The organism is Myxococcus sp. CA005 (assembly GCF_006518205.1).
Taxonomy (GTDB): domain Bacteria; phylum Myxococcota; class Myxococcia; order Myxococcales; family Myxococcaceae; genus Myxococcus; species Myxococcus xanthus.
In genome coordinates this window covers 48,385-62,454 of the sequence record NZ_SRLV01000007.1, presented here as the reverse complement: position 1 = coordinate 62,454, position 14,070 = coordinate 48,385, and the positions used below count along the sequence as shown (strand labels likewise).

3 protein-coding genes are annotated in these 14,070 nt (G+C 70.2%); 1 reads left to right on the top strand and 2 read right to left on the bottom strand.

Annotated elements, in window-relative coordinates; translation table 11 throughout:
* Positions 1-7 precede the first annotated feature (7 nt).
* Positions 8-5,596 (bottom strand): type I polyketide synthase, encoded by a 5,589-nt coding sequence (locus tag FMQ63_RS04785; protein WP_011554524.1) that lies wholly within the window; start codon positions 5,594-5,596, stop codon positions 8-10.
* Positions 5,593-12,606, bottom strand: coding sequence for a type I polyketide synthase (locus tag FMQ63_RS04780; protein ID WP_100248070.1), 7,014 nt, complete (start codon positions 12,604-12,606; stop codon positions 5,593-5,595). Before FMQ63_RS04780 ends, FMQ63_RS04785 begins: the two co-directional genes overlap by 4 nt.
* Before the next feature lie 666 nt (positions 12,607-13,272).
* Here FMQ63_RS04780 and FMQ63_RS04775 point away from each other — a divergent pair.
* Entirely contained in the window at positions 13,273-14,058 is a 786-nt protein-coding gene (locus FMQ63_RS04775; protein WP_011554526.1) for a phytanoyl-CoA dioxygenase family protein, read from the top strand.
* Positions 14,059-14,070: the final 12 nt, after the last annotated feature.

Sequence of the window (14,070 nt, the reverse complement as noted above, 5' to 3'; positions counted from 1 at the left end):
GTCCGATTCAGCTCAACTTCAGGGCAATCAACCGCTCGACTTCGTCGTCCGACAGCTCCGAGACTTGCGCCAGCCGCTCCGACAGGTCGCCGACGTCCGCAGGCACCGGGGATGACTTCTGCACCGGAGCCGCCGCCACCGTGGGCAACGGGATGTCCACCGCGGTGACGCTCCCCGCCAGGCGCTTCGCCAGCGCCACGACGGTGGGGTGGTCGAACGCGAGGCTCGCGGGCAGCTCCTTCTCGAGTCCGCGCTGCAACACGTTGCGCAGCTCCACGGACATCTGGGACGTCATCCCCATCTGGAAGAAGCCGCGGTCCACGGGGGGCAAGTCGGCGGGAGCGAAGCCGAGAATGCGCCCCACCTCGCCCTGGATGCGTTGCACGAGCGTGTCGAACCGGCGCTCAGCAGGGAGCGCCTTCAACTCCGAGAGCAACCGTGCCCGCGAAGTGGCACCACCGTTCGTGGCCAGCGACGCCGCGCCCATGTTCAGCAGGAAGGGCCGGCGACGCCGAGCCTCCCAGATGGGCTTGAGTACGGACCAGTCCACGGAGGCGACCGTCTTATGGCTCGCGCCCGACCGCAGCACCTGTCCCATCGCATCGAGCGCGCGCTCCGAGGCCATGGGGTTCAGCCCGAAGCGGGCGTAGCCCCGCGCGTTGTCGGCGCGCTCTCCGCCAATCTCGTCCCACGTCCCCCAGTGAATGGTGGTCGCGGGCAGCCCTTCGGCCCGGCGGTGATGCGCCAGCGCTTCCAGGAACTGGTTGCCCGCCGCGTAATGCGCCAAGCCGGAAGCGCCCCACAACGTGGACGTCGACGAGAACATCACGAAGAAGTCGAGCGAGAGGCCGCGCGTCAGGTCGTGCAACACCCAGCTCCCGAGCACCTTCGGACGCATCATCGCCGTCGTGGCGGCGACATCCAGGTCCTCCAACCGGCACTCCGTGATGAGCGCGGCGGCATGAATCACGCCGCGCAACGGAGGCAGCGTCGCCGCCATGTCGCGCAGGAGCGCCGCCATCCGCTCGCGGTCCGCTACGTCCACGGCCATGGGCGTGACAGTCGCCCCGATCACCCGGATCGACTCGAGCTCCTCGCGGCGCCGCACCGACGCCGCATCGTCCGCACCGGAGACCCCACTGCGGCCCAGCAGCACCAGGTGCCGCGCGCCCCGCTCCACCAGCCACCGCGCCACCTTCAGCCCCAGCCCGCCCAGGCCGCCCGAGACCAGGTACGTCGCATCCGAGCGCAGGCGCAGTGCCTCCTCGGCCGTCCCTGCCCTTCCCCGTGTAAGCCGGGGGACCAGCGAGCGCCCATCGCGGAAGGCGAACTGGTCCTCTCCATCCGTTCCGAACGCGGAGACTTCCCGCAGCACCGAGGTGACTTCATCCGGCGACCGAGTCGGCGGCAGGTCGATGAGGCCGCCCCAAACGCCCGGCTGTTCCAGCGAGACGCTCCGGCCCATGCCCCAAAGGGGTGACTGGGCCAGCGACACACGTTCGGTTCCCACGCCCGTGACCTGCGCGCCCCGCGTCACCACCCAAAGCCGCGCATGCCCTGACACCTCCATGAGGGCCTTCACCAGGTGCAGCGCCGCCACCGTGGACGCGGGCACTGCCGTCTGCCCATCCAACGTTTCGTCGAGGCCCCACAGGAAGAGCGCCCGGCCTTCGTGCCCAGCCGCGAGCGCTGGAAGCTCTCGCAGCAAGCGCGCCATGTCCTCCGGCCGCTGTGGGTCCACCACGAAGCTCCGCGTTCCCAGGCGCTGGAAGGCGTCCCCCGCGGTCACCATGACAAAAGGGGTGTTCTGACGCCGCAGCTCCTCGGCGAATGCCGCGCCCCAACCACCCCGGTCCGCGAACACAAGCCAATCCGCGGGGGCCGACTGGGGTGTCCCCGCCGGCCGCGGCTCCCACGACACGTCGTGGAACCAGTCCTGCGCGCGGACTTCCCCCAACACCTCGAGCAGCCGCTCCACCGCCACGTGCCGCAACCGGACACCGCGCGCCACCGCGACCGGGCGACCCTCCGCGTCCAGCAGGGACAATGTGCCCAGCCGCTCCTCAGGACGAGACGCGGGCGAAATGGAGACGTGAGCCCACCGAACGTCCGCGCTGCCAGGGACGCACTCGAATGATTCGAGCCCCAGGGGCATGAAGAGCGCCGCCTGCCCCGGTTCGGCCGCCAGCGCGAGCGCCAGCGTCTGGAGCGCGGCGTCCAGCAACGCGGGATGCAACTGATACTGGGACGCCTCCTGAAGTCGCTCCGCGCCCAGCACCACCCGGCCCAGCGCCTCCCCCGGCCGCCGCCACGCCTCGTCCAGTGTCCGCAGCGGCTCGTCGTACTGGACGTTGCAGCGCTCCAGCTCGCCGTAGACCGCCGCGCCCGGGACGTGCTCCACACAGCGCGCACGGACCGCGTCGATGGACGCCAACGCGCCCATCGCGGCACTGAGCACCTGGACATGGCCCCGGCAATGCCGCACCCACCCCGCCTCGGACGAGGCCCCGCCCACCGCGCGGCTGTGGATGTGGAACTCGTGCTTGCCTCCTGCCTCGGAAGAGAGGTGGACCTGCACGAGCCGCCGCGGGGTCTCCGGCAGCACCAGCGCCCGCTCGAACTCGACGCCGGACAGCCCCCGTCCCCCAGGGCCCAACGCATCGGCGGCGGCGCTCAGCCCGAGCTCCACCAACGCCGAGGCAGGAACGACCGCGACGCCACCCAACCGGTGAGCACCAAGCCACGGCAGCGAGTTGCTCCCCAGCTCCAGCTCGAAGACCTGGCCATCGACGCCGTGAGCCACGCTCACCGGCCGGCCCTTGAGGGACGTCACCGGCTCGACCATCGCGGCCACGGGCGTGGCCACCGCGTCCAACCAGTACCGCTTGTGCTGCCAGGGATAGGTGGGCAGCGGGAGCGGCGTCCCACCCCCCGGGAAGAAGCGCTTCCACTGCACGGGGAGTCCCGCGCGGTACAGCGCGCCCACGGACTCCAGCAGCACGGTCCGCTCAGCCTCCTCGCGGCGCAGGGACGGAAGCGTCACGCCCTCGCGGCCCGCGTGCTGCAGGCATCGCTCCACAGCGGGCAGCAGAATCGGGTGCGGGCTCATCTCCAGGAAAACGGAGTGCCCAGCCTCGGCGAGTTGCAGCACCGACGAGGAGAAGAGCACCGGGTCGCGCAGATTGCGGACCCAGTAGGCGGCATCGAAGCCGGAGCCGTCACAGGAGGCGCCGGTCACCGTGGAGTGAATGGGCACGCTGGAGCGTCCGGGCCGCACCGCCGAGAGCACCGAGAGCAGCTCGTCCCGCAGCGGGTCCACCTGCGGACTGTGCGAGGCGACGTCGACCTTCACCCAGCGGCAGAAGACGTTGCGCGACTCCAGGTCGGCGCGAATCGATTCGAGCGCGGCATTCTCTCCCGACAGCACCGTGGAGGTCGGACTGTTGCTGACCGCGATGGCCACGCGGTCCTCGCGGCCCGCCAGCGTCTTGCGCGCGTCCTCCAGGGTCAGCTCCGTCGCGAGCATGGCCCCCTGGCCGCTGATGCGCCGCAGGAGCTGGCTGCGCAGGCAGATGATGCGCGCCGCGTCCTCCAGGGAGAGCGCGCCCGCGACGTGCGCCGCGGCCACCTCGCCCATGCTGTGCCCCACCACCGCGTCCGGCTCGACGCCCCAGGAGCGCCAGAGTGCGGACAGCGCCACCGCCATGGCGAACAACACCGGCTGCACGACGTCGATGTCCTGGAGCCGGGAGTCCTCGGCAGGGGCGCGCAGCACGTCAATCAGACGCCACGTGACGTGGGGCCGCATGGCCTCGTCGATGCGCTCCACGGCCTCACGGAAGACAGGCTCCTGTTCGAGGAGCTGCCGCCCCATGCCGGCCCACTGCGAGCCCTGCCCCGGGAACACGAAGACCGCCTTGCGCCGGGTATCCGTGTCCGTCGCCGCCGGAGCAGGCCCCTCCAAGGCGAACTCCCGAAGCTGCCGCGCCACAGCGTCCGCCGAGTCCCCCGCGACCGCCGTCCGGTACTCGTGATGGGTCCGCCGCAGCGCCGCGGTGAAGCAGACATCCCGGAGCGACATCTCCGGGGACGACGTGAGGACGTCCGCGTACTTCCGGGCCAATGCTTGAAGCGCGGAGGGTGAGCGCGCGGACAGCGGCAGCAGGTACGCCCCGCGAGAAGGCGCAGCGGGCGCCGCCGCGGCCACGGGGGCCTCTTCGAGAATCACATGGGCATTCGTGCCGCTGATGCCAAACGAGCTGACCGCCCCCCGGCGCTTGCGCGTCTCCCGCGCGGGCCAGGGGTGCAGCTTCGTAGGGACAGTGAGGGCCTCACCGCCGAAGTCGATGCGCGGGTTGAGCCGCTGGAAGTGCGCGAGCGGCGGGACGGCCCCGTGCTGCATCGACAGGACCATCTTGATGATGCCAGCGATGCCGGCGGCCGACTCCAGGTGGCCGATGTTCGTCTTCGCCGCGCCCACCACCAGCGACTGCTCCGCGGTGCGCCCCTGGGCGTACACCTCGTGGAGCGCCTCCAGCTCGATGGGGTCGCCCAGCGACGTCCCGGTGCCATGGGCCTCAACGCAGTCGATGTCGGCGGGCTCCAGGTTCGCGCTCTGGAGCGCCTGGCGGATGAGCGCCTTCTGCGCGAGCACGTTGGGCGCCGTCAATCCCGCCGACTTGCCATCCTGGTTGACGGCAGACCCCCGGATGAGCGCTAGGACGGTGTCCCCCGCCGCCAGCGCATCCGACAGCCGCTTGAGGACGACCACGCCGCAGCCCTCGCCCCGCACGAAGCCGTTGGCGCGGGCATCGAAGGTCTTGCAGCGTCCATCCGGCGCGAGCGCCTGCGCACGGGACACGCGGCTCGACGACAGCGGCGACAGGATGAGGTTGACGCCGCACGCCAGCGCCATGGTGCACTCTTGCTGCCGGAGGCTCTGCGCGGCCAGATGCAGCGCCACCAGGGATGACGAACACGCGGTGTCCACGGACAGGCTGGGTCCCTGGAAGTCCAGGAGGTACGACAGCCGCCCCGGCACCACGCAGTTGATGGCGCCCGTCACACTGCTGGAGTCGCGCGCCGCCGGATTTCCCACCTGCAACAGCGCGTAGTCATCGCTGTACACGCCCACGAACACGCCCGTGCGGCTCCCTGCCAGCCGAGACATGTCCTGGCCCGCGTTCTCCAGCGCCTCCCACGCCACTTCCAGGAGGATGCGCTGCTGCGGGTCCATCCGGTGCGCTTCGTGCGGAGAGATGCCGAAGAAATCCGCGTCGAACTGGTCCACCGCGTTGATGAAGGCACCCCACTTCGCGCCCAGCTTCTCCTGGGCCTCGGGGTCCATCCGCGCCATGTCCTCACGGGTCCACCGCGAGGATGGCACCTCGGTGACGGCATCCACGCCGTTGCACAGGAGGTTCCAGTACGACGCCGGGTCGTTCCCTCCGCCCGGGAAGCGGCAGCCCATGCCGATGATGGCCACGGGCTCCGACCGGCTGCCCTCCACCGCGTCGAGCCGCGACTTGAGGTCCATCGCCAGCAGCGCGAGCCGCTTGGGGGAGTACTGCGCAATCTTCTCCGCGAACGTCGTCATGAGCCTTGCGCCATCCTCTGAGCGAACAGCCGCTCGACTTCCTCTTCCGACAGGTCGTCAATCTCGCTGGCCGTCACATCCGCCTGGGAGGCCTTCACCGGTGCCACCTCCAGCGCGGGCTCGGGGCGGGAGTCCTCCAGCGGAAGCGCCAGCTTTTCCGCCAGGAACGGCGCCAGCGCGGCCACCGTCGGATAGGTCCACACCACCGTCGCGCTGAGCTTCAGCCCGAGCGCCGCCTCCAGGCGGTTGCGAATCTCCATGCTCATCAGCGAGTCGAGCCCGAAGGTCACCAACGGTGTCCGTGGTTCGATGCGCGCGGGCGCCATCCGCAGCACCCCGCCAATCAGCTCGCGCAGGTGCGCATCCAGCAGGCCGCGGCGCTCGGACGCACGGGCCGCCTCGAGCTGCTCTCGAATCCGGCTCTTGCCCGCGCTCACAGAGGGACGGCTGGACGGCTCCTGCGCCAGCTTCGTGAAGTACGGAGACTGCGCCGCGGCCAGATAGAAGCCCAGCCACTGGCGCGGCTCGAAGGCCATGACGCTGAGCTGTGGCCGCTCCTGTCCCAGCAGCATGCCGAGCACCGCCAGCGCCTTGTCCGGCGCCATGCCTCCCAGGCCACGTGCCTCCAGACGCTCACCGCGGATGGACTGCGCCGCCGCGAGGCCCACCTGCGTCCAGGTGCCCCAGTTGATGCTCAGCGCGGGCAACCCCTCCGCCCGGCGGGCCTGGGCCAGCGCGTCCATGAAGGCATTCGCCGACGCGTAGTTCGACTGCCCCGGCGTGCCCAGCGAAGCGGCCACGCTGGAGAACAGGACGAAGTGCTCCAGCGGCAGGTGTCGCGTCTGCGCGTGCAGGTTCCAACTGCCCAGGACCTTCGGTGCCGACACCGAGGCGAAGCGCGCCTCGGTGAGGTTGAGCAACAATCCGTCCTCGAGGAGCCCCGCGGCATGGAACACGCCGCGCAGCGGAGGCATCGCGTCCTCCACCCGAGCCAACGCGCCCGTCACGTCCTCCAGCCGCGCGACGTCGCCCTGGAAGGACCCCACCCGAGCGCCGGCCTCACGAAGCGCCGCCAGCGCCTGCTCCGCCTCCGCGGAGGGAGCACGGCGGCCCATCAGCAGCAGGTGACGTGCGCCCTGGGAGACGAGCCAGCGCGCGAGTTCCAGTCCCAGGCCACCGAGGCCCCCCGTGATGAGGTAGGTGCCATCCTCGCGCAGCAGCGTCGCCGGTTCACGGGCGGACAGCGCATCCGCCGCCCGAGCCAGCCGCGCCACCCGTCGCGTACCACCCCGCCACGCGGTCTGGTCCTCGAACGAGGTCGATGACAACTCCCGCAGCAGCGCATCCGCCGCGACGTCCGCGCCGCCTTCCAGGTCCACACGGGTGCAGCGCAGCTCCGGTTGCTCCACCGCCAGCACCTGCCCCAACCCCAGGAGCGGAGCCTGCGCCACCGCGACACGTTCTGCCACCTTGCCCGCGGAACGTGCCCCACGCGTGGCCAGCCAGAGCCGGGGCGCATCCCGCCAGCCCGCCCCCGAAAGCGCCTGCACCAGGTGCAGCACGCTGGTGGTCCCCAGCCGCCGCGAGTCCTCCAGCGCCTGTGGCGTCAGCGCCTCCGTCGAGGCCAGGTCCAGGCTCCACAGGTGCACCACGCCGCGGCAAGGCGGAACGCCGGCGCCAAGCAGGTCCGTGAGCAACCGGCGCCAGTGCTCCGGATTCCGGGGGTCCACCTCGGCGCTCCGCGGTCCAGTCAGCCGGTACGCCTCACGGGGCGCGACGAGCACGCACGTCTCGCCTCGCGTGAGGAGCTGCGCGGACAGCCGCTGCCCCACCCCGCCGCCGTCCTGGAGAATCAGCCAGCTTCCCGGCGTTTGCTCGGGCCACGCCAGCTCCGCTGGCAGCGGCCGCTCCTCCCAGTCCACCTGGTAGAGCCACGCGCCCAGCTCCTTGCGGGCGGAGGCGCCCGCATCCAGGCGGAACAGGCGCAGCGCTTCGAGCTCCAGCAGCACCTGGCCCTGCTCATCCAGCAACCAGAAGTCGAAGGTGCGCTCGCGCTCGCTCGCGGCCCCTTCCCCACGGACCTTCACTCGCGCCCAGGCCGCGCGCCCGGGACGCTGGAAGAAACGAATCCGCCCGATTCCCACCGGCACATGCGTCGCCGGAGCGGACGTCGCGGTCAGCGGGGCAAGGAGCTCCACCGCCACCTGCAGTCCCGCATCCAGCAGCGCGGGGTGGAGCCGGTACGCGCCCGCCTCCAAGGCCACCGTGTCGGAGACCTCCAGGCGTCCCAGCGCCTCCTGCTCACTGCGCCAGATGCCCCGCAGCCCCTGGAACGTCGGGCCGTACATGAGGCCTTGCGCCTGCCGGCGCTGGTAGTGCGCTTCAGCGGAGACCGCCACCGTGACGCGCGCCCGGAGCGCCTCGGGTGATTCAACAACCGCTGCCGCACGTGCATCCCGCCGCACCGTCCCCGCCGCGTGCTTGCGCCAGGACATCTCGCCCTCCGCGCGGCTGGCAATCTGGAAGGTGGCGCGGCCTGGCTCCTCCTCGGTCAGCACCACCTGCACGCGCCTCGACTGGCCCGGCTCCAGCGCGAGCATCTCACTGAAGGAGACGTCCTCCAGCACGAGCCCCGTCTCGCCCAGCACCTCCGCGCCGGCGCTCAGCGCCATCTCCACGTAACCGGCGCCTGGGAAGACCACGTCCCCCCACACGCAGTGGTCGGCCAGATACGGGAACGCCGCCGTGCTCACGGTCCGCTCCCAGAAGTGAGTCCCGGGCTGGACGGACGAAGAGAGCGAACCACCGATGAGGGGATGTCCCTTCCGGTCCGCGAGGACCACGCCCTCCGGCTGCGCATCCACCTCCGCCTCGTCCGGGAGCCAGAAGCGCTCCCGCTGCCACGGGTACCGAGGGAGCGCGACGACACGGCCCTTCACCGGGTGCAGCGCCTTCCAGTCCACCGCGCAACCCCAGGCGTACAGCGCCGCCAGGGACTCCAGCAGGCAGCGGCGCTCGGGCATCTGTCGCCGCGCGGACGCGAGCGCGATGGCGCCCTGTTTCGACTCGCGCAGCGTCTCCTCGATGGGCGCGAGCAACACCGGGTGTGGGCTCACCTCGACCAGCACCGTGAAGCCATCCGCCAGGAGTTGCTCGACAGCACCGTGGAACAGCACCGGCTCGCGCAGGTTGCTGACCCAGTAGGCCGGGTGGAAGTCCGCGCCGTCGCTCGTCTGGCCCGTCACCGTGGAGTAGATGGGCACGGGCGCCCCCTGAGGCGCGACACCGTCGAGCACCCGCAGGAGGTCGTCCTTCAACGAGTCCATCTGCGGACTGTGAGAGGCGACGTTGACCTTCACCCGGCGGCAGAAGACACCCTGGCTTTCGAGCTTCGGCAGCAGCGACTCCAATGCGTCGATGTCACCCGACAGCACCGTGGAGCGCGCGCTGTTGCTGACCGCGACGGAGAGCCGCGACTCGTAGCCGGCCAGCGCCTCGCGGGCCTGCGCCAGCCCAAGCTCCACCACCGCCATGGCCCCCTGCCCGCTCTTGCGGCGCAGGAGCTGGCTGCGCAGGCAGATGATGCGCGCCGCGTCCTCCAAGGAGAGCGCACCCGCGACGTGCGCCGCGGCCACCTCGCCCATGCTGTGCCCCACCACCGCGTCCGGCGCGATGCCCCACGAGCGCCACAGTGCCGCCAACGCCACCTGCATGGCGAAGAGCACCGGCTGCACCACGTCGATGTCCTGCAGACGCGAATGCTGCTCATCCGCCAGCAGCTCCGCCGTGAGCGACCAGTCCACGTGCGGCCGCATGGCCTGCTCGCACGCCTCGATGGCGGACCGGAACACCGGCTCCTCACGCAGGAGCTGACGCCCCATCCCCAACCACTGGGAGCCCTGTCCCGGGAAGACGAAGGCCACCTTGGCCCGTCCCTCGGGACTCACCCGTCCCTCGCTCACCCCCGGCGGGAGCTCCCCCCGCGTGACGGCGTCCAGCGCCTCCGCCAGCTCCCGTCGCGAGCCGCCCACCACCGACAAGCGGTGGGACAAGTGGCCGCGGCGCACGCTCGCGGTGTAGGTGACGTCATCGAGCGGCGCGCCCGGCTCCCCTGCCAGGAAGTCGCGCCAGTCCGCAGCCAGCGCCTTGAGCGCCTCCGGGCTCCGCGCCGACAGGGGCAGCAGGTGCACCGCCTCCCCGTCATGGTCCACCCCACGCGCGGCGAGTGCGTCCCACCGGACCGGCTGTCCCGCCGCGTAGAGCACGCCCAACGAATCGAACAACGTGGCGCGCTCATCCTCCTGCCGCCGCAGGGAGGGCACCACGCGGCCCTGGCGCCCCAGGTGCTTCAGCGTCGCGTCGATGGGGTGCCGCAGAATCGCATGTGGACTGACCTCCAGGAACGTGTCGTAGCCCTCCTGGATGGTGTGGGAGAGCGCGCCGGTGAAGAGCGTGGGCCACGCGATGTTCCGCACCCAATGGGAGGCGTCCGCGCTCGCGCCGTCGATCTCCGCGCCGGTGATGGACGAAATCAAGGGAACACGCGCCGGGCGGGGCCGGATGTCTCGAAGCTCCTCGGTCAACGCGTCCGCCAGCACGTCCATGCGGGGGCTGTGCACCGGAACGTCGATGTCCACCTGCCGGCAGAAGACTCCACGCTGTTGCAGCGACGCGAGCACCTCGGCCAGTGCGTCCACATCCCCCGACAACACCGTCGAACCCGCGCCCGAGTCGATGGCGCGGAACAACCGCCCCTCGTAGCCCACGAGCAGTTCGGCCGCCTCCGCCCACGGGACGCCCACGACCGCCAGGCTGCCCTTGCCCGCCTGCGTGTGCATCAGGCGGCTCTCGGCGCAGACGACGCGGATGGTGTCCTCGATGTCCAGAACTCCCGCCGCATACGCCGCCGACACCTCGCCGATGCTGTGCCCCACCACGGCGCCGGGCTCGATGCCCCACGAGCGCCAGAGGTCCGTCAGGGCCATCTCCACCGACACAATCGCGGGCAGCCCGATGTCGAGCCGGCTCAGCCGCGCCGCCGCGTCGTCAGCGGCCAGCACTTCCAGCAGCGACCAACCTTCGTACTCCCGGATGAGCGCATCGCAGCGCAGCAGCGTCGCCCGGAACACGGGCTCGGTGTCCAGCAACGGCAGGCCCATGCGGGGCCACTGGCAGCCGTGTCCCGAATAGACGAATACCGGCTTACGGACCGCGTCCTCCGCCACCGTCCCCACGGACACGCCCGGGCGCGGCACTCCCGCCAGGAAGTTCTCCAGGCCCGCACGAAGGTCCTTCCGGGTCCGGACCGTCACCGTCAGGCGGTGCGCATGCGTGCCCGCGTCCGCTTCGGCCGCGCGGAGCAGCTCGGCCAGTGGCAGGTGCTCCCGGGCCGTCACGCGGTCGAGCAGCCCCTGCGCGGCGCCCCGCAGCGCCTCCGTCGTCTCACCCGACAGGTGGAGGAGCCGTGCCTCGGGGAGACGCGCCTCTTCCATCACGACGTGGCAGTTCGCGCCCCCGAAGCCGAAGGAACTGACGCCCGCGATGAGCTTCCGGTCGGGCTCCGGCCAATCTCCCAGGGTGTGGTGGACCGCCAGGCCCAGCGCCTCGAAGGGGATGAGCGGATTGGGCTTCTCGTAGTGGAGGCTGGCCGGAAGCACGCGGTGCTTGATGCACAGCGCGGTCTTGATGAGCCCGGTGATGCCCGCCGCGGCCTCCAGGTGCCCGATGTTCGTCTTGCAGGAGCCGATGAGCAGGGGCTTGCCCCCGGGCCGTCCCGCGCCAAGCACCTCGCCCAGAGCCTGTGCCTCCAGCGGGTCTCCCAACTGCGTGCCGGTGCCATGCGCCTCGACGTACTGCACCTCCGCCGGCTCAACCCCCGCGTTGGCGCAGGCCTGGCGGATGACCTCCGCCTGCGCCTTCGGGTTGGGCGCGGTGAGGCCGTTGCTGCCACCATTGTTGTTGATGGCACTGCCGCGGATGACGCAGTAGATGGCGTCGCCGTCCGCGAGCGCCAGGGAGAGCGGCTTGAGGACCGCCACCCCCGCGCCCTCGCCGCGCACGAAGCCGTTGGCGCGGGCATCGAACGTGTAACAGTGCCCGTCTGGAGAGAGGGCCCCCAGCTTGGACAAGGACACCGTGCTCTCGGGGGCGATGGTGAGATTCACACCGCCCACCAGGGCCAGCGTCGACTCGCCCCTGCGCAGGCTCTCACAGGCCAGGTGCGCCGCCGTGAGCGAGGACGAGCAGGCCGAGTCGATGGAGAAGCTCGGCCCCCGCAGCCCCAGGACGTAGGAGACCCGGTTGGCCAGGACGCTGTGGTGATAACCCGTGGACGTGTACGAGGAGATGCGCTTCATGCCGAAACGCTGCAGCGTCATCTCGTAGTCCATCCACGCGGCGCCGAAGCAGACCGCCGTGGGTGAGCCCTGCAGCCGGTCCGCTGCGATGCCCGCGTCCTCCAGCGCCTCCCAGCTCAGCTCCAGCATGAGCCGCTGCTGCGGGTCCATGTGGAGCGCCTCCTTCGGTGAGATGCCGAAGAAGAGCGGGTCAAAACCATCCACGCGATCCAGATAGCCGCCCCAGCGGGAAATCACCTTGCCGGGCGCCGCGGGGTCTCGATCATAAAGGCGGTTGACGTCCCACCGGTCCGGCGGCACTTCCGTAATGGCATCCGTCCCGCCCACGAGCAGGCGCCAGAAGGCCTCTGGATCCGCCGCCTGGGGATAACGACAGGCCAATCCAATAATGGCAATAGGCTCATGGGCCCGGGCGATACGTGCCAGGGAATGCGACGACGCGCCATCCCGCTCCCCCGCGAGGTAGCGGGCCAACCCATCCAACGTGGGATATTCCCAGGCAAGCGTGGGCGACAATGAACGCCCCAGCATCGCCCCCACTTCCGCGATGAAGCCGGTGGCCTTCAGCGAATCAAGCCCATACAGGCTGAAGCGCTCTCGGACATCCAGCGTGTGAGCCTCGATTCCCAATCGCTGAGCAAGGACCGCGGTCAAACGAGCCCGCACTTCGGCCAAACCCGCCTTCGACAACCCATTTTGTGGCGACACTCGGACCTCTAACTGGCACGCTCGAAAGCCGGGCTTTTCCTCGGCAAACGAGATGACGACGGACGCAGTCCGCCTCCCCCTCGATAGACCCGATACAAGGAAGAACGGATCAATGCCAAATCCAAAACGTTGGCGCAAGCCCGTCAGCACGAAGCCGTTTCGTGCACTTTCACGAGAACCGGACACTCCAAACGGAGCACCCCATGTCTCTCAATCACCAAGACTTCGACTGATGCATGCCTGACTTGAAAATCAACAAACCCCGAAGCAAACACATGGATGACCTCAGTAGAACTAATTGCGAACAAAACACTCCCCAGACATGACTCACCCGCCAGTCAGAGTGCGCGCCGCCTCCATTCCGGGGAAATCGTAGAACCCATATACATAAAGCCTATCAGTCGCCCAGCGTCCCCCAGGGCCGATGCCCAGGGGATTCCACCAGCAAACGCAATGGCCTGGATGTGTCCTGCACACGCCAGCCGGCTCCACCTGATGGGCAGCCCGAGCTCCACGCCGCGAAGCAATCACCGGACGTATGAATTCTTATGATAAATCAATACAGTACCGCGCTGCGGGCGACTGGCCCCGGACCACGAGGAGGCAACCCGAATGGAGCTTTCCCCAGGCGAAGTGGAGCAGTTCATCGAGCGTGGATTCGTCCGACTGGACCAGGCGTTTCCCCGCGAGCTGGCGGACGCGTGCCGCGAGCTGCTGTGGCGCGACACGGGGTGTGCCCCGGACAATCCGGCCACCTGGAAGCAGCCGGTCATCCGGCTCGGGGACTATGCGCAGGAGCCCTTCCGGCTGGCGGCGAACACGCCCCGGCTGCGAGGCGCGTTCGACCAGTTGGTGGGCCCCGGACGCTGGCTCCCTCGAGGCAGCCTGGGCACCTTCCCCGTGCGCTTTCCCAGCCCGGACGCGCCTGGAGACGACGGCTGGCATGTCGATGCCAGCTTCCCAGGTGACGACCCGAGCTCGTTTTTCTCCTGGCGGGTGAATGTGGCGTCGAAAGGCCGCGCCCTGCTGATGCTCTTCCTCTGCTCCGACGTGGGCGAGGACGACGCCCCCACCCGCATCCGCGTGGGCTCCCACCGGGACGTCGCCCGCGTGTTGGCCCCTGCGGGGGACGCGGGGTTGACGTTCATGGAGCTCGCCGGGAAGTTGGACGTGTCGGCCCACCGGCCGCTCGCGCTCGCCACGGGAGAGGCCGGCACCGTGTACCTGTGCCACCCCTTCCTGGTCCATGCCGCCCAGCCGCACCAGGGAACCCAGCCGCGCTTCATGGCCCAGCCGCCGCTCCTGTCCCGCGCCCCCTTCTCGGTACAGGGCCCGGAGGACGACGCCTCGCCGGTGGCACGCGCCATCCGGCAGGCGCTGAACGAAACGCGCGCGTAGCCCGCGCGCTCC